Consider the following 25,670-nt stretch of genomic DNA (forward strand, 5'->3'; position numbering starts at 1 on the left):
AGCCGCGGCAGCCGGGATCGGAGCGGTAGGGGCTGGAGCTGCGGGAGCGGGTCTGCTGGGGGCGAAGGCGGGATCACTGCTGAGCGCAGGACTGGCGCTGGTAGGAATGATCCCGGTGATTGGCGGTGTGCTGAAGGGAGCGATGACAGTAGGCTTGACGGCGCTGGGCATGCTGCCGAGGACAGGAGCCGCGTCCATAGGCGCGGTGGTCGGCATGCGAGCAGGGGCTCCGTCCGCCGGAGGCAGCGGAGGCGGCGTGTGGTCGGATCTTGCCGCGCTGCTGATCGCGCTGAAGCAGGGACAGCCGCTGGACATCGGGGATGTGGTGACGCTGGCGCGGAAGATCCAGCAGCACTGGAGCTGGTCCGAGCTGTTAAGGCAATTGATGGAGGAGATGAACAGGCGTTCAGCCCAGCGTGTCATCTTGGGCTGCCCTGCACCTGAACCGGAGGCGGAAGCGGATAACGGTTGGGGATGGGGAAGCTTCTGGAAAAATGTCCAAGGAGTGTGGGATCGTGGTGCAACGGGGATAGGGAATGAATGGAATGCCATGATCGACAGCTTTCAATATACGGGACAAAGTTTCGCGGAAGCATTTAATGGATTGAGAGAGGATCAGAACCGTCGGTTCAATGAAATGCTCGATAGTGTGCCAGCGTTTATAGATTATTGGACGTATGGAGCGGCGACGGGGTGGTGGGATGGTGCAAATGATCGAGCATCAAAGCGAAACGATTCGGTAAAAGATTGGATGAACTGGATCAGCAGTGGTGGAGTGGACACATTGAGTGGAGCGTTCGCGCCGGAGAATCCGGGTTCAGCGGATCATTATTTAAGCACCTTTGGTTTGTTCTCTTTTGGTAGAGGAGGCCCATTGAAACCGAGGGGGAAGGTGGGCGTGGATAGCTCGACGGGTCTAGAGACGAGAGGATACCAACCGAAGCCTGGAGAGCGAACGATGACGCGAGAGGAATTTCAAGAGCAGGATCGGCAGAAGCGGATAGAGCAGAGAGAGAAGGAAAAAGGGGAAGCCGATAAGCAGCAACCGAATGCAGGGAAACCAGACAGTGCCACACCGACAAAGCCACAGACTGGAGAGCCTTCGGCAGGCGAAGTGAAAGGGAAAAACGACGGAGAGGGAGGGAAATCCGGCAAGAGTGGCGAAGGGGAGAAGAAGAGTGGTAGTGAGGAGACGGGTAAAATCCCAAGTCAAGCAGAAGGTGGAGGACATTGGGGAAGTCCTGGGCAGGTAACAAAGCCAATAAATGCTCCTAATCCAAATGCACAGCCAAAAGGGTATAAAACTACAATAAGAGAAAATATGGATTTAGAGACTAAGCGTTCGTTGTCACGAGAGAATGAAGCAGCCGAGATTTTAGCTAAAAACGGATATAATGTTGAGCAGAATCCAAAAATACCGGATACTAATAAAGATCCTGACTATTTAATCAATGATACTATATTTGATTGTTATTCACCTAAAGATACGACAAGTCCACGTGGTATCGCTTCACAACTAGAGAAGAAGAAAATTAAAGAAGGCCAAACAAGAAGAATTGTACTCAATCTTGGAGACTGGAATGGAAATCTAAGTGAACTGAAAAAGCAATTTATTGATTGGCCTATAAAGAATTTAGATGAAGTCATCGTAATAACTAAAGATAAAAAGGTAATTCACTTACTTCCATAAAACGGGGGGTTATAATAATGGCTCTAGAATATTCATTTATGTTAGAAGAGATACAATTAACCAATAATGATATCAGTATTGAACTGGAAAAATTGGGTGTAATACTAGAGGTGAACAAAATAGAAAAAATGTCAGAAGGGATTCAAATAACTGAAACATATGATAGGCTTGGATTTTCATTGGCGCTAATGGATACTTCTAAGTCACTTTACGGTTATGAGTCGGAGTACTTCTTGGATGAATTCATCAATCGACAAGATTTAAGTTTTAGAATTAACAAGTTCTTTGAATGGGAAAAAGCAATAGTTAATATGTTAACTATTGTTTTTGAAATCATGGATAAGGTCAGCACTAACTGCATTTTTGAGTTTAATGGTGATACAGTTTATTTAGTAAGGTTAAATGAAGTGATCTATATTAATAATAATACTGGATTTTGGGATAATGAGAACTTCAAAGAAATTATCAAACATAGAGAATTCATGTTTTTAAAACCTAATGAAAAACTTTAGAATAGGTTGTTGATAAATCATCTTTGCTGATTATTTGTAAACTAATGCAACAGTATGTCTATTCCCTGATGATTTAGACCCTGATGAAGATACGTTTGACGGTGTCATGTTCTCACTACATGATGAAGAAGTCGCAGTAAATTATCGTACATTTTTTTATTATCTTCGGATAGCCTGTTCAGTATATTTGGAAGATGCACCAAATGTTAAGGATGTTATTGAGGGTTACCTGAAGCAAATTAAAGAGAAGCATAATTTAGTTAGTTGATACAAACATTAACATGATGCTGCTGATGAAATAGCACCACACAGTGCCTAATGAACCCATCATTCAACTAATAACACATATAACCCATGTACTACCCGTATAAAGATTTCTCCTTTTCGTTTGTACGCACATCAAATGCTTTAATTCTGTAACCTAAATAAAGCTATTGCGATACGCGAAGCAGGTCGATTATGGTCAGATACTACCATAATTGATCTGTTTTTTGTTATGTTCGCTTTCTCACAGGATTTTTAAAATGTTATGCAACTTTAGCATACGCCGCCCCGATAGGGAGGGTGAACAGGTAAAGCATCTTTTGAGATAGATAGCCCGACCATTAATATTATCAGGACTTATATGCAAATTATCCGCAACTAATGGGCTAATTGCCGCGATGGTTACAGTGAACGAACAATCTGGTGACGACCAGTTGACATAGAACAGGTAAGGATACGTGTCAGGTTAGCCGCCTTCCCTACTCCATAGCCGCCCAGTAGCGGCATAACAGCACAAGAAAGAAGGATGGGAGCATATGAAAACGAAGTACAGCGACTTCTGGTTGACTAAGAATAACAGAGCCGCTAATGCGTACATGGACGAAGTTGCCAAGGAGAGCAACTTTACAGGGCATCACAAAGGATATACCATCCTGTCGCATAAACTCCATCGGTGTTACGGTTTAAGTCCGTATGAGAAGCTGATTCTCGTCGATATTGTAGCGTATATGAGATAGCCCGAAATCTAGGATGCAGTTCCAAGTCCGTAGAACGTCATATTGCAACGCTGGCAGAGAAAAAGCGGGTCTGTAAAGCTTTTTGTGTAAACCCTCTTGAAGTAAAAATGCTAACGTAAATAAGACCAAGAAGCAAGCCCTAAAAACAAATCCAAACGGTGATTTGAAGAACTTAAAAGAACTATTTATTATTAAATATGGGGAAATTACACGAGTATTTGGGGGATACAAGTGAATGGATTATGAATTGTTTTTACTATCTAATGTAAGTAATAATTCATTAGGTGAGATGCTGGAAAGATTTACGACTGAGTATGCGAACAAGAAGGCATCATTGATTTGTAACGATGAGGAAATAGTTATTGGGTCTGAGCTATTTTCATTGGCTCTTGAAATTGAAGATATTTCTGATATCGCTTTTGTTAGAAATCATTATAACTTAGATGTAAATGTTTGTATTAGAATTCAATTATTCGGCAATACGTTTTGTCAAGGACTAGAACTTTTGTTCAAAATTATGGGAAGGCTTATAAGACATATTGATGGAAATCTATTATTTCTAGAAGATGGTTCAGCTCAGTTGCTTAGAATTGAGAATGGTCAGCTAATTGTCAATAACGCTTTAGATCAGTATCAGAGGAAATATTTGACCACAAGTCTACTTAGTCTATTTGACCGTCCTTACATTGAAAAAGAATTGTCAAACTAAGATGTCCCGAATGCATCCATCATTCAACCAGTAGCACATATAACTCACGTAATACCCGTGTGAAGATTTCTCCATTTTAATTGTACGCACACATCAAATGCTTTAATTCTATAACCTAAATAACGCTATTCCGTTACGTTGAACAGGTTGATTATGGTTAGATACCACCACGATTGACTTGTTTTTTGTTATCTTCGCTTTCACACCGATTTTTTAAAAGCGAGCAGCGTGGTGCTGGATGGGGAGAGCCATGTCAAAACCCCGCTGCTGAAGCAGGAGGGGCGCGCGAAGAAGCATGTACGGTGAAGCCGCTGCCGCCCGTATACGAGCCGTCGCTAGGCATGCTGCCGAAGACAGGAGCCGCGCTGCTGATCGCGCTGAAGCAGGGACAGCCACTGGACATCGGGGATGTGGTGACACTGGCGCGGAAGATCCAGCAGCACTGGAGCTGGTCCGAGCTGTTAAGGCAATTGATGGAGGAGATGAACAGGCGTTCAGCGGCAAGAGCCCGTTGGGTACCTGAGGAGACCACGAAGCCCGTCTCGACTCCCGGGGTAGCGGATACGCTGTTAATCGATCCAGCGAGGCTGGATGATGAGGCGATGATCAATCGGACGATGAAGGCTTACACGGAATATCTGGACGGAACATATGAGACAAAGAGTGAGATTGATCTGAATATAATCGAGCTGCAGATGGTGTCCGAAGGAAGTCAAGCCTATGAGAAAATCCGAGAGAGCTTGCTGAAGAATTCATTTCGAGGCGATGAAGCAGCCCTGGAGCGATGGATGAAGCGATTCAAAGATTCGGGAGTGCGGGGGAAAGCGATCCTGGAGCTGAAGCAGGGCATCGGATTGACAAGGGAAACCACATCAGCGCAGCCGGAGCGAAACCGAGCGGCAGAAGTGTATAAGGAAATTATCGAAACAATTTTGAGAAAAGCAAATCCGAATGGGGATTAAAAAAGACTAGAAGAATTAATTCTAGTGAAGGATGCAAAGATTACAAGAGTATTTGGAGGTTAGAAGTGAGATGGACTGTACGTTATTCTTAGTCTCAGATTTGGATGAGGAAGCACTTGAAAAAACAATTTATGATATAGTAAGCGATACAGTTGAAGATAAAGTAACTAACTACGAAGATTTTTCCCGTCTTAGTTGTAAGTACTTCACACTTGATATTGAAACAAAAGATATTATTAGTATCTCTTATTTAAGAGAAGAATATGAGATGGGAATTAATGTGGAAATTGCAATTCAATTATTCGGAAAATTATTTGAAGAAGGATTAGAAGTATTGTTTAAAATTTTCGGTAATATTTTAATGGCTTTTAATCCTGACATGGTTTTTGTAGAAAATGGTACAGATCAAATATTCAGAAAAGAAAATGCTACTGTAATCATAAATACAAAACTCGATCAATATCAGAAAAAGTATCTATCAAATAAGATAATTTCTTTATTACGATATCCTTATATTTTTCAGGAGTTGCCAAACTAAAAGCGAGCTAAAGAATGCTTGTTTGATGCTGGGTCTATCGGAGATGGGAACTTTATTAAAGCGTTGGAAAAGTATTGTAACGGGCAGAGTTTTGGTAATGAGCATATCTGGTGTCTATTTGCAGGTGAACTAGAAGAGTGGGAAGAAGGGTACTTCGGAGAAGAGGGGGTTTGCTATTTTTGTGACCGTCCTGCAGTTGATGAAGATGTAACCATCGTATTAGATTACTCCAGTTTCTATGTTTATCTTAAAGAAGCAAGTGAATTATATTTGTTAGGGCATTCTGATGATAAGGATGTAGTTGAATCCCGATTATACGAAATTAAACGAAAGTTTAAAATTGTATAAGTAGTTGGGGCTACCTAGTGTCGAATGAATCCATCATTCAACCAATAACACATCTAATCCATGTAATACCCATATAAATATTTCTCCATTCTGATTGTACGTACAGCAAATGCTTTAGTTTTATAATCTAAATAACGCTATTCCGTTGCATCAAACAGGTTGACTATGGTCAGATACCTCCGTAATTGACATGTTTTTTGTTATCTTCGTTATCTGCGATTTTTTTCAAAATTACTCGCAACTGTAGAATACGCCGCCCTGATAGGGAGGATGATTTGGCAAAGAATAAATATGGGATTGAAATCAGATTTAGGGAGGAGTAAATATGATAGATAAACATACTAAATACACTTTTGAGAAGATAAAATTTATTGAAAGGTATAAGAATCTAGCCACAAAGTATCAATTTAATGTTAGTGAAAGTTTCGAAGACTATGAAAGTAACCAAGTAGTAAAAATTATTAGTGAATTAGGATACGATTCCTCGTTTAATAAGAAGGAAAAGTTCTTTAAAATTACAGAAACGCAGAATAATTATAAGTTTCAATATGTTATCTCTTTAAAATATGGTGTAGCTGAATTTATATGGTCTGTATGGGAAAATTCCGAACTTAGGATCGGTGGGACGTGGGGAATATTAAAAGAACAACTAGATGGTCTGGAAAATGATAAAGTGAGGAAGCCAGTATTCCGTAATTACGAAGAATTGAAAGAATTATTAGCTGATGCATTTTTAATTTATGAAGATTTTAAACGAGAGTATATGCAATTCGGTTGTACGCACATCAAATGCTTTAATTTTGGCTCAACCTAATAATCAGTGCTTGACAGAAAACAGAGCTAAGCGGAGGGGCGGAGGGATTCCACCATAGTCCTCATAAAAGGAATCGGGCTTTAACAGCGATCGGAAGAACCCTCTGTCCCGTAGCGTCTCATCTCGGCCCAAGTCAAGCACTGATTTCTGGTTTGAGCCATAATTTTATAACCTAAATAACGCTATTCCGTTACACTGAACAGGTCGATTATGGTCAGATAAATTGATCTGTTTTTTGTTATCTTCGTTTTCTTGCGTTTTTTCAATTTTACTCGCAACTGTACAATACACCTCCCCGATGGTTGGATGAAAAGGCATTAGAATTTGCACGGGTATCTTCGTTTCCATTAACGTCGAAAGTTCCCTTATTTAAGCGAAATGATGGTATACTATTTCATAAAATCGATATTGATAATCAAAATCAATAATAAACTGTTATGATGCCAGTCAGACTACAGACATTGATAAGGGGAGTGGATGATGATTCAACCAGCTAGGGAAGTAAATGAATGGTTCAGTTCTGATGGGATAGACAAGATGGCACAACTATGGGCTCGTTCGCTCATCACATTGGTTGACGTGCGGTTGAGTCACCTCCACTCTGGAACTCCATTGATCAACTATCGCATGCCAACCAGTATCCAGATATTTATTAGCGGTGGAATGGCTAACGTGCAATTAAATCATACGGTCTATGCAGTGGATCGTTTTGCCGTGTTTCATGGCGGCAAGGGTACAAAGCTCAGTATATGGGCGCTAGACGGTTCTATTGATGTGTTCATGGTGCTATACAAAGCAGAGCTGCCAGCTAAACGGAGTGAAGATGTCTGTTGCTTGATGGAGCAAATCAACCCATTCAGTCAGCAGTTTGGTTGTGTTCCAAGCAATCCGATCATGCTCAAGAGCTTGTTTCAACAGATGAACGATCATTGGCTGCTTGTCTCGCCATTGGAGCAGTTACATGCCAAAACTTTGTTATATCAATCGGTTCGCGAGATCTACAATGATTTGCGTACCGATCGCTTGAAGCTTTTACAACCCGACCCTGTGAGTTCTACCAAGCGTTATTTGGACGAACAATATATGAATCCTGTGCTTTTTGAAGAAATAGCCGATATGTTTGCTATAAGCAGAGGGCAATTGACACGGCTGTTCAAAAGAAGATTCGGGATGAGTCTGCAGGAGTATGTGACGCTGAAGCGGCTTAAAGCGGCCTCTGAGGGATTGCTTTACACCAATGCAACCATCAAGGAAGTGGCGATGAGCTGTGGCATGGTGGAAGAGCTTAATCTAATACGTCTATTTAAAAAATATTATCGGATGACGCCAAGCGAATATCGGAACAAAAAGATAGCTGCGATGCACGATTGTGATATTGATAACCATTCTCAACATATCTACAATGAAAAAGGGTTAGAGGATATAGTCAAATTTCAGAGAGATGGGGATTACAGAATGCTTCAGGAAATAAAGAGCAAGGAGTTTATCGTCGCTGCGATGATGTGTCTCATGATGTTGTTATCAGCGTGCTCATCATCGACGCCAACGAATCAGAATGAAGCGGCAAATGCAGAGTCCAAGGGGAACGAAACAAGCAACGAAACAAGAACGATAAGCACGGTGCGGGGTGATATCGAGGTGCCTGTAAATCCGCAGCGTGTTGTCGTGCAATATTTAATGGGCGATGTAGTCGCACTCGGTATTAAGCCGGTTGGCATTTCGGACGTCTACGATGGCGCGGCCTTTGCCGAGCAGGTATCTGATATTACTGTTCTGGAATGGATGCCTGATTGGGACGGGGAAGATGTGATGAAGCTGCAGCCGGATCTTATTATTGTTATTGGAGAGGATTATGTGGATAAGCTTTCCAAAATTGCGCCTACGGTGTTAGTGCCGTTGATTGATATGACACAGGATGAGCGGATTACATTTATGGGCGAGGTGTTGAACAGGCAGGAAGCTGCGGCTGCAGCGATTGAGGAGTATAAAACGGCGGTAGAGACGGCTAGGTTGAACCTGAAGCAGGCTGGTTTTGACAATTATTCGGTATCTGTCTTTGAAGGAGGCTCCGATGCAACCATGTTTGTCTTTGGTGACAAATTTGGTGCGGGAAGTGTCGTTTACGCCTCATTGGGTCTGCGTGCGCCAGAGACTGTTCAGACCGCTATTCTGGATAAAGGGATTTCCAAAGAGGGCTTGTCTTTTGAAGTATTGGCTAATTATAGCGGCGACTTTATTATTCGCAATAGCTATGAAGGGATGGTTGATTTATCTGACGATGCGATCTGGAACTCGCTGGAGGCTGTCCAGAATAATCGTGTCATTGAGATTAAATTTGGGTTGAATTTTTATACAGACATTTATTCGACTATCGCTCAAATTAAAACAGTCTCATCAGAACTGTTGCGTCGGTTGGAAGAGACTAAAAATTAAAGGAAAATCGTGATGACGAACAAACTTCTGTCAAAGCCGCGTGGGGCAATCAACTTTATAGTGTATATTGTGGTCGGGCTTATGTTGACCGTTCTCATGTCGGCGTTGTCGATTAGCTTCGGCGCCGCTGATATGCGAATTGCGACTGCTTGGGAGGCTATATTCCGTTTTGATCCAACGCTAAGAGAACACCAGATTATACAAACGTTGCGACTTCCACGCACAGTCGCAGATCTCGTTGTCGGATGCAGCCTGGCGGTATGCGGAGCGATCATGCAAGGGACAACGCGCAATCCGCTTGCAGATTCGGGACTGATGGGGATCAGCTCGGGAGCTGCTTTTGCGATTGCGCTGTGCCTGGCCTTTTTGCCAGGCTACACGTATGGACAGATGATGCTATTTGCTTGTCTCGGTGCTGCTCTGGCAACCGGGATGACGTATTTTATCGCTTCATTGGGCAAGCGAGGGATGACTCCCCAGCGGTTGGTACTGGCCGGTTTGTCCATTTCCATGCTGTTCAGCGCACTCAGTCAATATTTGGCGATCAATTACAATCTGGGGCGTGCGCTTGCATTCTGGACAGCAGGGAGCACGGCGGGGGCGAAGTGGGGAGAATTATTCGTGATCTTCCCGTTGTTTGTTGGTGGTGTACTGCTTGCGTTGGCTCTTTCGCCATCGGTCACCCTACTTAGCCTGGGGGAGGATGTAGCTGGAGGGCTCGGAATTCGCAGCGGTCTGATCAAGGGACTATCGACCATTATTGTGCTGGTTCTTACCGGGCTTTCCGTGGTTGTCGTTGGGCCTGTCGGTTTTGTCGGGTTGATTACACCGCATATTGTACGCTATATGGTCGGTGTCGATTATCGCTACATTATTCCTGCCGCTGCGGTGTATGGAGCGTTGCTGACGGTTACTGCCGACTTGGCCGGGCGGCTAGTTAATAAACCGTTCGAGACGCCAATCGGCATTGTTTTCTCCATTATTGGTGTTCCGTACTTCCTCTTTTTGGCACGCAGACAAAGGAGGGAGTTAGGATGAGCAAGCCTAGATTTAGCATGCAGCGCGGCATCTTCGTCAATGTATTGCTCTTGGTGATGATTTTTGCTATCGCTGCCATCAGTGTGATTTCGGGCAAAATGAACGTATCTCCGATAGATGTGCTTCATGTGCTGCTAGGAAAGGGCACGGATCAGCAAAATTTGATTGTGTTAGATTTCCGTTTGCCGCGTATCGTGCTGGCGATTTTGGTCGGCCTCGGGATGGGAGCCGCTGGAGTCGTGATGCAAAGCTTGCTGCGCAATGATATGGCCAGTCCAGGGACATTGGGCATTAGCGCAGGATCAGGTTTATTTGTCTTGTTCTTTGTGGTATACATCGCATCCGTCGGTACGAGTTCATTTATTTTGTTGCCTCTGCTGGCCTTTGTGGGGGGGATGCTGGCGGCTGGGATGATATTTTTGCTTTCTTACCAGCGCGGGCGAGCCATTTCGCCGATTGGCTTGATTATGACGGGAGTCGCGCTAGGCAGCGGCTACGGGGCGTTGACTACCTTTTTGACACTGAAGCTTGACGATAGCCAGATGAACTTTATGCTGCGCTGGCTGGCGGGCAGCTTGTGGGGAGACGATTGGCGGTATATTGCCATTTTGACTCCATGGATCTTCATCCTGCTTGCTTATATTTTTTACAAGGCGCGCATACTCAACACGCTCAATCTTGGCAACCAGATGGCAGAAGGGTTGGGACTTGCGGTGAAGCCGGAGTTTCTGGGGTTGTCGATTGCTGCAGTGGCGCTGTCCTCGGGCAGTGTTGCTTTGGGCGGCAGCTTTTTCTTTATTGGCTTGATTGCCCCTCATCTGGCGCGCAGGCTTGTAGGGCCGGATCATAAGCTATTGATTCCGGCGGCAAGCCTAACGGGGGCCTTGATTGTCGTGTTGGCCGATACGATTACGCGCACGATCAGTCTGGGTGGAGACGTGCCGACGGGAATCGTGATTACGATCATCAGTGTGCCGTATTTTCTCTATTTATTAGCGAAGGCGAATTAGGATTTTGCGATGGTAGCGGCACAACAGACTCCATGGATTGTATTCATGGAAAAGGCGTAGCATCTCCACACATTCATAAGAGAGCAGGAGGCGGTAGCGACATGAAAATAACTTGGCTCGTCCTTACGGGCGCACGCAAATATTGGCTGCAGTACAGCCTGGGCTTTATTGGCCTTGCAATCGCTACGGTTGCGGGTTTTTACTTGCCCTGGGCGCTGCGCACCTTAACCCAGTTAGCGATGGATGGCACCGCTAGTTTTGCCACAGAGGCGCTTACGATCGGCTTGCTGCTGCTAGGAGCAACCACGCTGCAAGCGATAGGCACCTCTTTGTCTGGGTATATGAATCACTATACTGCCCTTCATTGTGTAGCTGATTTGCGCACACGCTTGTATCGCAAATATCAGCAAATGAGCTTGCGCTATTTTAACCGCAGCAGAACGGGCGATTTGACGGGGCGTGTCGTCAATGACGCAATGGAGGCGGAAATTTTTATTGCTCACGTCATTCCAGAGTTTGTCGTCAATGGTTTAACTTTTGTGGGTGTCGGAATTCTGCTTCTGACAATTAATGTGAAGCTGGCACTAATCAGTTTAATTACGATACCGATATTACTTGCGATTACGGTGTGGCAAAGCCGGTTTCTGGCACCGCTATGGGGAGAAAACTCCAAGGCACGGGGAGAGATATCCGGTAAAGTACAGGAAAACTTGTCGGGGATGAAGGAAATTCAAATCTTCAACCGTCAAGAAGAAGAACAACGAAGAGTCCATCACCTGGCCTTGAAGCATACAAAAACGTATTTGCGAGCCAGTAAATATTATGAAACATCAGTACCGTTGCTCGCTTTTGTTACGGCGCTGGGAACCGTATTCGTTGTTATTTTTGGTGGTCGCCTGGTCGGCACGGGAGAAGTGACGATTGCGGATATTGTCGGTTTTATTGCCTATCTGGGCATGTTCTATGGCCCTGTGAAGTCATTCTCGGGATTGGTCGAAATGGCTGGACGCGCTGCTGCGGGGCTTCGCCGGGTGTATGAGGTGCTGGACGAAGAAGCGGATGTGAAGGAAAAGCGTCATGCATCGACCTTGCCGCGCGTACAAGGACAGATCACATTTCAGCAGGTGACGTTCTCGCATCAGGACGGATCTCCTATACTGGAGAAGTTGAATCTGACGATCGAGCCGGGACGCACGGTGGCGTTGGTGGGGACAACTGGTGTGGGCAAAACGACGCTGGTTAGTCTGGTGAATCGTTTTTATGATCCACAAGAAGGTTCGATCCTGATGGATGGTACGGATATTCGTGATGTTACGCTCCATAGCTTGCGCAATAATATATCGATGGTGCTGCAGGATACGTTCTTGTTTGATGGCTCGGTGTACGACAATATTGCGTATGGCTGGCAGGATGCGACCCGTGAAGCTGTGCTCGCTGCTGCAAAGGCCGCAAAAGCCCATGACTTTATTGTGCAAATGGAACAAGGCTACGATACGATCATCGGGGAGCGCGGTGTGCGTCTGTCTGGCGGACAGAAGCAGCGGTTATCTATTGCACGGGCGATTTTGCGCAATGCCCCTGTCCTGATCCTGGATGAGGCGACGTCGGCTTTGGATACGAAGACGGAGCAGGAGATTCAGCAGGCGCTCGATGAAATCTCGAAAGATCGCACGACGTTGGTAATTGCGCACCGCTTGTCGACGATACGCCATGCTGATCTGATTGTCGTTCTTGAAGGAACAGGCATTGCTGAAATGGGGACACACGAGGAATTATTGCAGTGCGGCGGAACGTATGCCAGATTGTATTCGGCTCAGGCTTCATAGAAAGAGAGGAGATCATCATGAAAACGGAATTAGAGCTTTACGACGTAACGATTATTGGCGGCGGTCCGGCAGGACTCTATGCTGCCTTCTACAGCGGCATGCGCGATATGAAGGTGAAGCTGATCGAGGCGAAGGAGGAATTGGGTGGACGGCTGCTGCTTTACCCGGAGAAGATGATCTGGGATGTGGGCGGCGTAACACCGATTCGCTGCGAGCAATTGATTCGACAGTTGATTCAACAGGCGAATACCTTCGAGCCCACGATTGTACTCGGACAGCAGATCAGCGATATGGAGCGGTTGGCGGATGGCACCATGATGGTGACATCAGAAAGCGGCGAGCGACATCATACACGTACCCTCATCCTGGCACTCGGCTATGGGGTATTGAAGATGGCCAAGCTGGACATCGAAGGAGCGGATCGCTATGAGTTGACTAACCTGCACTACACCGTGCAGGAATTGGAGCATTTTAGAGACAAACGTGTGCTGATCTCAGGCGGCGGTGACTCGGCTGTGGATTGGGCCAACGAGTTGGAGTCGATCGCAGCTAGTGTGACGGTTGTTCATAGACGGGAGCATTTCGGCGGCCATGAGAAGAACGTGAGGCGCATGAAGGAATCGACGGTGGATGTTCGCACCCCATATGCATTATCCCAATTGTACGGGAATGAGGCCGGTGATGCGATTGAGGCGGTAACCATCGCTTTGGTGAATGCGCAAGGGGAATTAGAGAGTGAGACGGAGCGCCTGGAGGTAGACGAGGTGATCGTGAACCACGGCTTGCGCGGCGATTTTGGTTCAATCAAGGACTGGGGGATGGCGATGGGGGAATGGGATATTCCCGTCAATGACAAGTTGTCCTCGAATCTGCCCGGGATCTTTGTTGCTGGTGACACAGCCGACTATGTCACCAAGGTTCGGCTGATTGCCGGGGCATTCACCGATGCAGTTCTTGCTGTAAACAGTGCCAAGAAATACATGGATCCAGAAGCAAGCGGGATGGCGAGAGTATCCTCGCATAACAGTATCTTTAAGGAAAAGAACAAGGCTCTGGGAGTTCCGGAGGAAGATGCATAAAGGTGAAAGTCGCAGGGGAGAAGCCTGACACATCTGTGCTGTGATCAGGCTTAAAGTATACGAGCATCGTGAGCGCTAGAACCATTCGTTGCTCTTGAACTCGATCGGGCCGACATCCATCTTGAAGGTCCCATCCTTGAAGAGCATCGGACTGCGCTCCTGGTGGCTTTTGGAGTAGCTCTCTACATGGCTGATGCGCATATGCTGCCTATCCGTGAAGTCGATATGGGCAATGGCTACCCAATAGGAGAAGAGATTCCTTTGGTGCAATGGCGTGGTGACGACCTGGCCTTGATGATTGTCAATGACAGCGCGCACCTTCATCGAGCGAAAGCTGCCAATGCCGTTGCTTAATGCGCTGTATGCGGCAAAGAGAACATACTTGAGCGTATCTGGACGATGAATAATGATCGTTTCCTTGCCATTGGTCTTCGAGTCACCATCGAGTGTGATATAAGGAAAACCGCCCGCGGCCCCCAGATTGCGGTAATAGATGGTACCTGCCTGGTTATCCTGCGTAATATAGAAGCAGTACAAATCGAGATCGCGTTTTTTCTGCCATTCGAGGGAGGCTGTTACTCTGCTCGACTTGCTAATGCTGATGCTTTGCTTCTTGTCCAGTGTGAATTGCCCTACCCGTGTACTAGATGCTGTCCCCGCCTCAGCGGCATCAGATTCAGCTACAGCCGCACTTGAACTTCCCGCTGACGGTGCAGTATTGGCAGGTGGCTTGGCCGTCTCGGCGGTAGCTGCTGCCTGCGATTGCGCTTCTCCTGCCAACTCCAGGCCATAATGAGTGACGAGCGCGGGAAGTCCGCCGTGAAAGCCGCTGCCTATTGCTGCGAATTTCCACTCCCCCTGATGTAGATACAACTCCCCGATGACAATCGCTGTCTCCTTGTCCAAGCCTTCTCCAAAATTGAATGTGCCCAGCGTCTCCCCGTTCATCGGATTATAAAGCCGGCATAGCGTATCCTTTACTTGCGAGAAGGTGCTGCCATTCCACTCCCCTTCATGAATCGTCAAGGTCAGGGCAATCCTGGCAATATCTGCTGGCATCTGCCCGAACGAAATGTGTACAGCCTCGCGCATTCCCGCCTCTTGCTCCAAGTGCTGCACCGCCTGCTGTCGACTGGTCTGCTGGTTGTAAAAGATCATATCCTCATCTCCAGCGCACTTGCCGGCAGCATTAAGCAAAAAAGCCGATGCATTAATGTCCAGCTCGCTGAATGCCGATTGCCAGGTAAGTCCAATGGTGATGCTAGGAAGGCTGCGACCTTTGGTGAGGTCTATTTTTTGTCCTTTCGTGATGTTCAAGTTAGTCACTCCTATCCTCAATTACATATCAAGTAATACGAGATGGAGTTCGTCAGCGTTGCAAGATAATGGATAGGTCTGTAGGCGCTTGAATCGGTCTTCACATCGTGAATATCACGATAAATTAGGGCGTGTCTGAACACTCTGAACGGAACAGATCTGGCTGAATTTTCGTTCCAGGCAAGGCGCTTTTTCGCAGGCGTACCGGGGGTGCGTCTGCGAAAAAGCAACGCAGCATGGGGCGAAAAGGCGGGGAGAGATGCCCTTGAACGGGTTTTCAGACACGACCTAGTCTTCTATGTGAGGTTCAGGGAAAAATATGAATCGATTGGACTATTACCCTGAATAGGTAAATTCGTCTATGCTTGAAGGCATAACCAACGAAGGAGAGATGGCAGCCAGCGGCTGTCAGTCCCGGCGCTTGAGTCATGGGGAGTATAATGCACGCTAGCATGGGATCATGTATACTTCGAAGATAGGCAATTGAAGACATCATGGAGGTAGACATGCGCGAGCATAAGGATACGATAACGGAAATACCGGAACATGAGATGAAGATACTATTAACACTCGGGATGGAGTTTGGATTTGATCCTGTATCCTGCGAGGAAAGCCGCCGCTATTTCGCCGGACTATTAAGCAAGCATCAAGAGGCGAATGAAGATGAACGGGTGGACAGGCTGCGTTCAATAATTGCCAAGGACTTCACGGGACGAGAGGGCAAGCCGCGCTGGCTGCGCCATCCGGCATGGCCATTCGTTCATGGAAGGCCGATGCTGTTCGTCGGACAGCTTGAGCTATGCTATAAGCAGTCGAGTGAGGAACGGGACGTCATCTACGTCTTTCGAGACCAGGCTACGGGTCTGACTCGAACCATCGTGCAATAGAAGAAAGTAATGGAGAGAAGCCAGGAAGCAGCGGGGAACCCGCGCTTCCTGGCTTCTGCCAGTGCATTCGTTTGAACATGGACATGCAACCAGCCTCCTAGATGAGATTAGACCACTATGATTAATCTGCCATCCATGATACGAAGCAGGATATTCATCGGTTTCGAATATTCTGTTGCAGTTGCTGCAGGACATCCTGCAGTGTCTTGCTATTCAGTTCATTCTCCATCGCTTGGCGGACGCTGTCGAAGGTCAGATCAAGCGTATGCTGAATCTCTCGTCCAATCTGGCAATTAGGATTAGGCTTGTCATGAATGGCGAATAGCTCCTTCTCCAGATTAACAGCCTTATAAATGTCGAGCAGCGTGATCTCCTCCGGGCCCTTGGTCAAAGTAAATCCAGGAACACCGGCTCGAGAGGCCAGCAACCCGGCTCTTCGCAGCTCGCCGCTAATCCGGCGGATGACGACGGGGTTCGTAGTGACGCTGCTAGCTATTCTATCCGAGGATAGATGCGGCTCGGTCGCTACGAGAGACAATATGTGTATGGCAACGGATAGTCTTGTATTAATCATCTGTGTAGCTCACTCCTTAACCACGGCGCCTGAGCGCCTGGTATCCTTGCTCATTCGAATAGGTACGGCTGCCTCATACGTCCGCATTGGATGGCAGCCCAGCAATATTCTCTATCATAGCCGACACGGCGAGGAAGGACAAGGCTCGGGAAGCGTGTGCTTGGGGTCAACTGCTTACTGTCTGCGCTCCTATGCGAATTGCGTTATAATAGAAAGAACAGCCTAATGAACGCCGGATGGCAGAGGGGAATGTGGGGAAGTTGTTCAAGCTATTTCCTTATCTGAGTAAATACAAGATTGCTGCAGGAGCCGCGCTGCTCATGATGCTGCTGGAGCTGGCTGTGGAGCTGATGCAGCCCTATCTCATATCGAAAATAATCGACCTTGGCATCCAACAGCATAATTTGCAGATTGTGTGGCTATGGGGCGGGGTGCTGCTCCTTAGTACCGCGATCGCATTTGCTGCGGGAATCGCCAGTTCTTTTTTTGCCGCCCATGCCAGCCAGGGCTTCGGCTTTGATCTGCGGGATACGCTGTACGAGAAGGTGCAGCGCCTATCGTATGCGGCCTTCAGCCGCTTTGCCGCCTCTTCCCTGATTACGCGGCTGACCGCGGATGTGAACCAGGTGCAGGACCTGGTCTTCATGGCCTTGCGCTTCATGACCCGGGTTCCGCTAGTCGTGGTGGGAAGCATCATCATGGCATTGGTCGTAAATCTGAAGCTGGGTCTGCTGCTTGCGCTTACCGTGCCGCTGTTGTTCGGCTTCGCCGTATGGATGACGAGGCGCGCGGTTGCCCTGTTTCGCCAGGTTCAGCAGCGTCTGGATGGAGTTAACAGCGTCATTCAGGAGAATCTGACCGGCATTCGGCTCGTTCGGGTATTCGTTCGTATGGGGCATGAGCTGGAGCGTTTCTCACGCGCCAGCGGCAAGCTGATGCAAGATACGATCGGTGCGCTACGGCTGACCGAGGCGACACTGCCGTTCATCCTGCTGCTGATGAATGCCGGTATTATAGCGGTGCTCTGGTTCGGGCAACAGGACATCGCCACCGGCGAGGCGACAGTGGGGGAGGTTGTAGCGGTCATCAACTACTCGCTGCGGTCGGTCGGTGCGCTGTCAGCGCTGTCCTGGCTGGTCGCGTCCTTCTCGCGCGCCAGTGCCTCTGGACGGCGGATTGTCGAGGTGCTGGATACGCCGGAGGAGGCGATGACCAAGGGGAAGCCAGAGAACAAGAAGCGGAACGAGCGTGGCGCGGGGACAGCGCGTGCACAGGACAGGCTGGCCGGCGATATTGAATATGAGGGCGTAGGCTTCCTGTATTCCGATAGCAGCTTTGCAGCGCTTGGCGGGGTTTCGTTCCGCGTGCGTGCGGGTCAGCGGGTGGCGATCCTGGGAGCGACGGGCTCTGGCAAGTCTTCCCTTGTGCAGCTCCTTCCACGGCTATATGAGCCGACTGAAGGCAGCGTGCGGATCGATGGCGTGGATATACGTCATCTGGCAGAAGCACAGCTACGTGCTTCCATCGGCTATGTGCCGCAGGAAATGCTGCTGTTCTCCGGCACGGTGCGCGACAATATCGCATGGGGCCGCGAGGAGGCGACAATGGAGGAGGTGCGCGCCGCCGCCCGCCAGGCGCAGATTGCGGACACGATTGAATCGCTGCCTCATGGCTATGAGACGCTGCTCGGTCAGCGCGGCATCAATCTGTCCGGCGGACAGAAGCAGCGGCTAATGATTGCCCGGGCGCTCGTTCGCAAGCCAGCCATTCTGATTCTGGACGACAGCACCAGTGCGCTCGATGTGCGCACCGAATCAGCACTGCTGGAAGCGCTCAAGGAGCTGTCATGTACGACTATTATGGTGACGCAGAAGATCAGCTCGGCGGCGACAGCGGATCTGATCCTCCTGCTCGACGGCGGGCGGTTGATCGCACAGGGGAGACATGAGGAGCTGCTCGCAGCCTCGGCCTTGTACCGCAGCATCTATCAATCCCAGTATGGGGAGGAGGCTCGTCATGCGTAGACAATTGCTGGAGCCGTTTCGCCAGCCGTTTCCCAAGACGGCAGCGCAGCAGGGTGGCGCACCTGCAACCCAAGGGGGCGGCAAGCCGAAGGCCCGAGTTCGCAACTGGGCCAGTACACTCGGCAGATTATGGCGCTATCTTGCCGGGCGCAAGCTCAAGCTCGCGCTGGTGCTGCTTATGGTGGTTATCAGCTCAGCGCTGGCGCTGCTTGGCCCCTACATGATCGGCGTGGCCATTGACCGTTTCATCGATGGCGGCGGGGGAGGCTGGGGCTTTTTCTTGGCGGGCCTGGGTGCGCTCACCATCTTCCTCTCCTTGTCGACCTGGCTGCAAAGCATATGGATGATCGGGATTGCGCAGGAGACGGTGTACCAATTGCGCCGTGACCTGTTCGCGCAGTTGCACCGTCTGCCGATACCGTTCTTCAGCAAGCGCCAGCAGGGGGAGCTGATGAGCCGTGTCACCAATGATATAGAGAACATCAGCTCGACGCTTAATAGCTCAGCGATTCAGCTCTTCTCCAGTGTGCTTACACTGGCTGGAACCGTATCGGTCATGCTATGGCTCAGCCCGCTGCTGACGCTCATTACCTTTCTTGTCGTGCCGTTAATGGCACTGGGGATGAGATGGATTACGAACCGCACCGGCCCGCTGTTCAAGGAACGCCAGCGCAATATGGGCGACCTGAACGGCTATGTCGAGGAGACGCTGTCCGGGCAGCGGATTATCAAATCCTTTGCCCAGGAGGAGCGAGTGCTCGCAGAGTTCCGGCAGCGCAATGCGCGTATCCGTGCGGCAGGCTTTTGGGCGCAGACCATCTCCGGCTTCATCCCGAAGCTGATGAATGGACTTAATAATCTGAGCTTCGCCCTGATTGCCGGAGCAGGAGGCATTCTGGCGATTCAAGGCACGATTACGGTCGGTGTCATTCTGGTCTTCGTGGAATATGCGCGCCAGTTTACTCGGCCGTTGAACGATCTGGCGAACCAGTGGAATACGCTGCTTGCAGCGATTGCAGGTGCGGAGCGGGTCTTTGAGATTATGGACGAGCCGGTCGAGGAGAGCGATGAACAGCATGCCATAGAGGTAGGGCAATTAGCAGGCAAGGTGCAATTTGAACGGGTTTGCTTCGGCTATGAGGCGGGAAGAAGCACGCTGCAGGATATCAGCTTTACGGCGCAGCCCGGAGAGATGATCGCGCTCGTCGGGCCGACAGGCGCGGGCAAGACGACGCTGATTCAACTGCTGTCGCGCTTTTATGATGCGGATGGCGGGTCCATCCTAATCGATGGTCAGGATATTCGCAAGCTTCGCCGTGCAAGCCTGCGCTCGCAGATGGCCTTTGTGCTGCAGGACACCTTCTTGTTCCAGGGAACGATTCGGGACAATATCCGCTTTGGCAGGCTGGATGCTACGGATGCGGAGGTGGAGGAGGCCGCCAGGCTGGCTGGCGCGGAGAGCTTCATTCAACGTATGCAGGGCGGCTATGAGAAGATGCTGGACAGCGGGGGCAGTGGCATTAGCCAGGGGCAAAAGCAGTTGCTGGCGATTTCCCGGGCAATTTTGGCGAATCCGTCGATTCTCGTGCTCGATGAGGCGACGAGCAGTATTGATACCGTGACGGAAATCACTATTCAACAGGGGCTCAGACGATTGATGCAGGGGCGTACAAGCCTCGTGATTGCTCACCGATTGAACACGATTCGCAATGCCGATCGCATCTTGGTGCTTCAGGGCGGCAGGCTGATCGAGCAGGGCTCGCATGACGAGTTGCTGCGGCGCGGTGGATTTTATAGTGAATTATATGAGGGGCAGTTAAGAGTTCAAGAGGGCGCACTGAATGGATAGGCGTAGGAGGAATAAGGTCGTGCCTGGCTAAGGCAAGGGTCTGAAGCGATGGCGATGAGGGGGAGGGAATGGCGTGGATTTTGAGCTGACGGACTGGCTTGTGCGGGTCTTATGTGGCTCGCTTGACTACGAACACGGAGTGAGGCTCTATCGCGATGGTCGTGTTCGGATTCAGGCAGAGGACTGGGAGCAGGGATATGTTGTAGCAGAGGTCAGCGACGCAGAGATGCTGGCAGTTAGCGTAGAACTAATTCCACCCGGTACGGTCAGAGCGCAATGCTCCTGTTCTTCCTCCCGAGCGACAGATGAGTATTGTTGCCACTGCGCGGCAGTGCTGCTCGTCATTATCCAGCGGCTGGAAGCCGCGAGGACGGAGGGATGGACTCACGGGGCAGCGCGATCGGAGAGACCGCAGGGGAGTGAAAGGCAGGATGGGCAGAGGACTGGAAGGGAGGCGCAGATGACGGCGCGCCTGATGGAGCTGTTCGAGCAGCCATCTGCACCGCCTGCCTCGGCGTCTTCATTGCTTGCCGATTCGCGTGAGTTGCTGCAGGTGGAATACAGATGCAGTGTCCGAAGCACGAAAACCCGGCAGGCTGTTCTGGCCATCGAGCTGAGGCTGGGAGTGAAGCGGCTCTATATCGTTCAAGACATCCGTCAGTTTTTGCAAGCGGTGCAATGGGGGCATTCCTATCGCTTCACTGCAGCATTTACCTATGATCCCCGTGTGCATGCGCTAACTGCCCAGTCTGAGCAGCTTCTGCAGCGACTGGCGCTGATTCATGCCAGCGAGGAGGTGCTGCGGGACAGCCTGCAGTCCCCGATGCATGCCAGCCGCGGCGGGGGCAAGGAGCGCGCACTCATCCTCCCTCCGCTGGAATGGGAGGCGCTGCTGCCGCTGCTCGTTGCGGCGCCCGGCGTGAAGCTGGAGCAGGGGGTGGCTGTCTATGATGGTCTGGAGCTTGCCGAAGGCCCTCTACCCATCCGGTTCAAGCTGGGCGGTGCCGATGGCGATGGTTATGAGCTGGAGGTTACCGGGCTCGGCAGGCTGGAGGTGCTGGAGGCCTACCGAACTGTCATTGCAGACGGCAAGCTCTATCCGATGAGCGAGCGACAACTGCGGTACTTAGCGGAGCTTCGTCAGCTCGTTGAGAGTTATCGTCTAAGCCGAATCCAACTGCCGCAGGAGCAGATGGATGCCTTCATGGCGAAGGCGATGCCTTGGCTGCGCCAATTAGGCACGGTCGAGATTGGTGCGGACATTGCGGGTCAGGTCGTGCAGACCAAGCTTCAGGCCAGGCTGTATCTGGACAGAGTTCGGAACCGTCTGCTCGCCGGGCTGGAGTTCCAGTATGGTGATATCGTCATCCGACCACTAGAGTATGGCAGCTCCGGCGCGGCAGAGGGGCGAATCCTGGTGCGTGATGGAGAGCGGGAGCAGCGTATTCTCGGTCTGCTGGAGCATGCGGGGTTCGCCAGGACGTCCGGCAGTTGCTTTCTGGATCAGGAGCAATTGGAATATGCTTTTTTCTATGATGTGCTACCGGAGCTGGAGACGCTGCTGGAGGTGCACGCCACCTCCGCGGTCAAGGTCAGACTGCTGCCCGAGCCAGTCGTGCCAGCCGTCCGGGCCGAGCTCGATGAACGGACGAATTGGCTGACATTCACCTTCAGCATGGACGGGATCTCCGAGCAGGACATTCGCGGGATACTCCAGGCGTTGCAGGAGAAACGGCGTTATTATCGTTTGCCCAAGGGCGCCTTTGTGCCGCTCGATACAGCCGACTTTGCTCGCATTCAAGAGATGATGGAGGATCTGGGCGCTCAGGCTCGCGATCTGGAGGGGGCACTGCTGCGGCTGCCTGCACTGCGCGCGCTCAGGCTGCGAGGGGAAGAGGGAGGAAGCGGGGAGCTTCGGCGGGGGAGAGCGCTGCGCCGTTTCCTGGATAATATGCGCAACCCGGACAATCTGGAGTTTCCGCTTCCTGAGCCGCTTGAGCCTGTGCTGCGCGACTATCAGAAGTATGGCTATCAATGGTTCAGAAGCTTGGCGCATTACCGCTTGGGCGGTATTCTGGCAGATGATATGGGACTGGGCAAGACATTGCAGGCGATCGCCTATATTCTATCGGAGCAGCAGGAGATTCGCAGGCGGGGGCAGCCGGCCTTCATCGTCTGTCCTGCCTCGCTTATGTATAACTGGCGCAATGAGATGAAGCGCTTCGCTCCGGGGCTGCGTGTGGTAATCCAGGACGGCACTCAGAGCGAGCGCTTGGCGCTGGCACAGCGTCTGACAGGGGCCCATCAGGGGGAGCAGGTGGATGTGGTCATTACCTCTTATCCGCTGCTGCGCCGTGATGTTAGCCTGTATGCCAGCTCGCCGTTCCATATCCTGATCCTGGATGAGGCGCAGGCGGTGAAGAACAGCTCGACCCAGACCGCACAGGCCGTCCTGGCCTTGCAGGCCAGCTACCGCTTCGCGCTGACTGGAACGCCCATCGAGAATTCGCTTGAGGAGCTATGGTCGATCTGCCGCGCCGTCTGTCCGGAGCTGTTCCCGTCGCGTAGCGAATTCCTTGAGATGAGACGCGATCAGATCGCCAGAACGATCAAGCCGTTCCTGCTGCGCCGCCTGAAGAACGAGGTGCTCGGCGAGCTGCCTGAGAAGATCGAATCGGTGCAGGTCTCCCAACTGCTACCGGAGCAGAAGCGACTGTATGTGGCCTATCTGGCGCAGTTGCAGGAGGAGACGGTCAAGCATCTGGACAAGGACAGCTTCCGTCAGGAGCGCATCCGCATCCTGGCCGGGCTGACCCGGCTGCGCCAGCTATGCTGTCACCCCTCCTTGTTCGTGGAGGGGTATAGCGGCAGCTCGGGCAAATTCGAGCAGTTGCTTGAACTGCTCGAGGAATGTCGCGCAGCCGGGAGGCGGGTGCTGCTCTTCTCGCAATTCACGTCCATGCTGACGCTGATCTCGCGAGAGCTTGGCGATCAGGGCGTGCCATTCTTTTATCTGGATGGGCGGACACCGGCTGCCGAGCGGGTGGAGCTGTGCGAGCGGTTCAATCAAGGACAGCGTGACGTGTTCCTCCTCTCGTTGAAGGCGGGAGGAACCGGCCTGAATCTGACCGGAGCCGATACTGTCATCCTCTATGATCTATGGTGGAACCCTGCGGTGGAGCAGCAGGCTGCCGACCGCGCGCATCGCATCGGTCAGCGCAAGGTGGTACAGGTCATCCGTCTTGTCGCCGAAGGAACAGTCGAGGAGAAGATGCATGAGCTGCAACAACGCAAATTACAGCTCGTGCAGCAGGTCATCCCCTCCGGTCAGGAGCCGCTAACCGCACTTACAGAAGCAGAGATTCGAGAACTGCTGATGCTATAGGAAGAGACAGCAGGCACCTTTGGGCTGGCGCCTATGATGCGCCAGTCGCCAGCCATGGCGGCGTCTGCGCATCGTTGGAGCCATCGGCATCGGCTTGTCCAGGCTGCGTAGCCTCATCGGCGCCGCCTTCGTCTGGTTTCGCCCCGTTGCCCTCATTCATCTCCCCGCTGCCGTTATCCTGCGGCTGCTCCTCACTAGCGGCCGGGATGACGGTTACCTGAGAGGCGCGTACCCAGCGCGGGGTGCCGGATGCCTCAACCATATACCAATCTTGCCAGGCGAGCAGCGGCTTGAGCTTCTGACCGTCATAGCGCAGCGAGGTCGGTCTGTCCTGCAATGGTGAAGCATAGACAGAGGTGCCATCCCCCAGTTGAAGCATCATATCCTCTACAGGCTCAATCCCGCTCAGGAGCGCATTCGCGCTGACCCAGCCCCGACCCTCTCCAGTCTGCAGCTCTATCCAATCGCCTTTGGTTCGCAACTGCTTATAGAATCCTGCGGCTGCTGTCCCGATCTCCTTTTGCTTCCATCCAGGATATTGATAGAGCGTCGTCTGCGCGGGCATATAGACTTCGCTAATTGCAGACTCAGCCTTCTGTGTGCTCATCCATAGCTGGTAGCCTTCGTACAGCAGCATCCAGGCTGACTGCTTATGCTGGCTCCAGATGCGATCCCATTCGGAGAGCGGCACATGGCGCTCGGAGACCGCTCTGGCAATCTCGGGCGTCATCGCCGGTCGTTCGAATTCAGTGATGAACCAGTCAGTGAAGCCGCCGCCGGATGGGTTGGCAGAGGGCTGCACCAGCCGATAGCCCGTCATGCTCGCATAGGCTCCCGCGAGTGCGCGGTCTCTAGCGAGATTGCTCTGCTTGGTCTTGTAGTTCCAGTAGATAACCTCGCCGGAGGAATGATAGGACATCGCAAGCTGCGGCTGCAGCTCGCGAGCGAGGGCGGCCATAGCGGCTGCTTCCTTCGCCTGCAGCGGCTTTGATCCTTTATAGTTCATATAACTGTATGTAGACCGATTATTGCGGATGGTTTCCCAGCCCGCAGGGTATTGGCGGTTCAGGTCGATGCCCTTGGCATTTGCCTTCCAGCGTGTAAAATTGTCGCTCCCGCCATTCATCTGGATCAGTGCGGCGTGTGCCTCCTCAGGGAAGGCGGACAGCCCCTTCTGCTGCAGGGTGACACCATCGGGATTGACCATCGGCACCAGGACGACAGTTGTTCTCTCCAGCAGCTCCTTCAACTGAATCTGCTCATAAGAACTGCTGCTGGTATACCCTTCGGCATACTGCTCGGCCATCTTCATCAGCAGCGTAGTCGTCATCCATTCGCGGGCATGATGCGAGCCGTTAAGCAGAATTACTGCTGGTCCATTCCCTATCGTCAGCTTCCATAGCTCGCGGTTATATTCGCTTGTCCCGATCGAGGACATCGTGATTAACTGCGGGTATCGTTCCACGAGCGCCTTCATGTCGCGAGTCATCGTCTCATAGGTGTAGACCTGCTTCGGTTGAACGATCGGGGCAGCAAAAGCCGGCGGCGCGGTCGCGACCAGCACCAGCAGCAGGCTGAGGCAAGGCAGCAGGAGGCGCCAGGTCAACCGATCGTATGACTTGAGTTTCATCATTTCTATCAATCTCTCTCCCAGATTCATATTGGCCATGATAG

Annotated in this window: 20 protein-coding genes and 1 pseudogene; 18 read left to right on the plus strand and 3 right to left on the minus strand. The window is 50.7% G+C overall.

Annotated features, from left to right (window positions below; translation table 11 throughout):
* From ACY1JZ_RS25695 to ACY1JZ_RS25760, 14 genes and pseudogenes are all read left to right on the plus strand, one after another.
* The coding region (locus ACY1JZ_RS25695; protein ID WP_462631596.1) for a CdiA C-terminal domain-containing protein at positions 1 to 1,690 on the plus strand (1,690 nt) is incomplete at its 5' end.
* Between the two features lie 17 nt (positions 1,691 to 1,707).
* Complete coding sequence (locus ACY1JZ_RS25700; protein WP_462631597.1) at positions 1,708 to 2,202, plus strand: SitI3 family protein; 495 nt, start codon at positions 1,708 to 1,710, stop codon at positions 2,200 to 2,202.
* A 55-nt stretch (positions 2,203 to 2,257) separates the two neighbouring features.
* Positions 2,258 to 2,470, plus strand: a pseudogene (gene cdiI, locus ACY1JZ_RS25705) (ribonuclease toxin immunity protein CdiI); the annotation flags it as partial.
* Between the two features lie 532 nt (positions 2,471 to 3,002).
* Positions 3,003 to 3,203, plus strand: coding sequence for a hypothetical protein (locus ACY1JZ_RS25710; RefSeq protein ID WP_462631598.1), 201 nt, complete (start codon positions 3,003 to 3,005; stop codon positions 3,201 to 3,203).
* Between the two features lie 235 nt (positions 3,204 to 3,438).
* Positions 3,439 to 3,912, plus strand: a complete 474-nt coding sequence (locus tag ACY1JZ_RS25715; RefSeq protein ID WP_462631600.1) for a hypothetical protein — start codon at positions 3,439 to 3,441, stop codon at positions 3,910 to 3,912.
* Between the two features lie 302 nt (positions 3,913 to 4,214).
* Positions 4,215 to 4,874 carry a hypothetical protein gene (locus ACY1JZ_RS25720; RefSeq protein ID WP_462631602.1) on the plus strand — a complete coding sequence of 220 codons (660 nt, stop codon included), beginning with the start codon at positions 4,215 to 4,217 and terminating at the stop codon, positions 4,872 to 4,874.
* A 70-nt stretch (positions 4,875 to 4,944) separates the two neighbouring features.
* Positions 4,945 to 5,412 carry a hypothetical protein gene (locus ACY1JZ_RS25725; protein WP_462631604.1) on the plus strand — a complete coding sequence of 156 codons (468 nt, stop codon included), beginning with the start codon at positions 4,945 to 4,947 and terminating at the stop codon, positions 5,410 to 5,412.
* A gap of 18 nt (positions 5,413 to 5,430) precedes the next feature.
* The gene (cdiI, locus tag ACY1JZ_RS25730) at positions 5,431 to 5,760 is read left to right on the plus strand and encodes a ribonuclease toxin immunity protein CdiI (RefSeq protein ID WP_462631605.1); all 330 of its coding nucleotides are present in this window, start codon (positions 5,431 to 5,433) and stop codon (positions 5,758 to 5,760) included.
* Positions 5,761 to 6,085: 325 nt separating this feature from the next.
* Complete coding sequence (locus tag ACY1JZ_RS25735) at positions 6,086 to 6,574, plus strand: hypothetical protein (RefSeq protein ID WP_462631607.1); 489 nt, start codon at positions 6,086 to 6,088, stop codon at positions 6,572 to 6,574.
* A 480-nt stretch (positions 6,575 to 7,054) separates the two neighbouring features.
* Positions 7,055 to 9,007: a helix-turn-helix domain-containing protein gene (locus ACY1JZ_RS25740; protein WP_462631608.1), complete on the plus strand. Its 1,953-nt coding sequence runs from the start codon at positions 7,055 to 7,057 to the stop codon at positions 9,005 to 9,007.
* A 12-nt stretch (positions 9,008 to 9,019) separates the two neighbouring features.
* Complete coding sequence (locus ACY1JZ_RS25745; RefSeq protein ID WP_462631609.1) at positions 9,020 to 10,045, plus strand: FecCD family ABC transporter permease; 1,026 nt, start codon at positions 9,020 to 9,022, stop codon at positions 10,043 to 10,045.
* Positions 10,042 to 11,055, plus strand: coding sequence for a FecCD family ABC transporter permease (locus ACY1JZ_RS25750; protein WP_462631611.1), 1,014 nt, complete (start codon positions 10,042 to 10,044; stop codon positions 11,053 to 11,055). The genes ACY1JZ_RS25745 and ACY1JZ_RS25750 overlap by 4 nt, the downstream gene beginning before the upstream one ends.
* A gap of 101 nt (positions 11,056 to 11,156) precedes the next feature.
* Positions 11,157 to 12,881, plus strand: coding sequence for an ABC transporter ATP-binding protein (locus ACY1JZ_RS25755; protein ID WP_462631613.1), 1,725 nt, complete (start codon positions 11,157 to 11,159; stop codon positions 12,879 to 12,881).
* A gap of 17 nt (positions 12,882 to 12,898) precedes the next feature.
* Complete coding sequence (locus ACY1JZ_RS25760; protein ID WP_462631615.1) at positions 12,899 to 13,960, plus strand: NAD(P)/FAD-dependent oxidoreductase; 1,062 nt, start codon at positions 12,899 to 12,901, stop codon at positions 13,958 to 13,960.
* 75 nt (positions 13,961 to 14,035) lie between these two features.
* Here the strand turns inward: ACY1JZ_RS25760 and ACY1JZ_RS25765 are convergent, their stop codons facing one another.
* Positions 14,036 to 15,277, minus strand: a complete 1,242-nt coding sequence (locus ACY1JZ_RS25765; RefSeq protein WP_462631617.1) for a TerD family protein — start codon at positions 15,275 to 15,277, stop codon at positions 14,036 to 14,038.
* A 506-nt stretch (positions 15,278 to 15,783) separates the two neighbouring features.
* Between ACY1JZ_RS25765 and ACY1JZ_RS25770 the strand changes: the two genes are divergently transcribed.
* Positions 15,784 to 16,164 carry a hypothetical protein gene (locus tag ACY1JZ_RS25770; protein WP_462631618.1) on the plus strand — a complete coding sequence of 127 codons (381 nt, stop codon included), beginning with the start codon at positions 15,784 to 15,786 and terminating at the stop codon, positions 16,162 to 16,164.
* Positions 16,165 to 16,318: 154 nt separating this feature from the next.
* On the opposite strand, the gene ACY1JZ_RS25775 is transcribed toward ACY1JZ_RS25770, so the two are convergent.
* Complete coding sequence (locus ACY1JZ_RS25775) at positions 16,319 to 16,738, minus strand: Rrf2 family transcriptional regulator (protein WP_462631620.1); 420 nt, start codon at positions 16,736 to 16,738, stop codon at positions 16,319 to 16,321.
* A gap of 236 nt (positions 16,739 to 16,974) precedes the next feature.
* On the opposite strand from ACY1JZ_RS25775, the gene ACY1JZ_RS25780 reads away from it, so the two are divergent.
* From ACY1JZ_RS25780 to ACY1JZ_RS25790, 3 genes are all read left to right on the plus strand, one after another.
* Positions 16,975 to 18,762 carry an ABC transporter ATP-binding protein gene (locus ACY1JZ_RS25780; RefSeq protein ID WP_462631622.1) on the plus strand — a complete coding sequence of 596 codons (1,788 nt, stop codon included), beginning with the start codon at positions 16,975 to 16,977 and terminating at the stop codon, positions 18,760 to 18,762.
* Positions 18,755 to 20,611, plus strand: coding sequence for an ABC transporter ATP-binding protein (locus ACY1JZ_RS25785; RefSeq protein WP_462631624.1), 1,857 nt, complete (start codon positions 18,755 to 18,757; stop codon positions 20,609 to 20,611). Before ACY1JZ_RS25780 ends, ACY1JZ_RS25785 begins: the two co-directional genes overlap by 8 nt.
* 73 nt (positions 20,612 to 20,684) lie before the next feature.
* Positions 20,685 to 23,996 carry a DEAD/DEAH box helicase gene (locus ACY1JZ_RS25790; protein WP_462631626.1) on the plus strand — a complete coding sequence of 1,104 codons (3,312 nt, stop codon included), beginning with the start codon at positions 20,685 to 20,687 and terminating at the stop codon, positions 23,994 to 23,996.
* Positions 23,997 to 24,027: 31 nt separating this feature from the next.
* On the opposite strand, the gene ACY1JZ_RS25795 is transcribed toward ACY1JZ_RS25790, so the two are convergent.
* The gene (locus tag ACY1JZ_RS25795; protein WP_462631628.1) at positions 24,028 to 25,629 is read right to left on the minus strand and encodes a M14 family zinc carboxypeptidase; all 1,602 of its coding nucleotides are present in this window, start codon (positions 25,627 to 25,629) and stop codon (positions 24,028 to 24,030) included.
* Between the last annotated feature and the right edge of the window lie 41 nt (positions 25,630 to 25,670).

The sequence above is a fragment of the Paenibacillus sp. J5 genome, assembly GCF_054955055.1.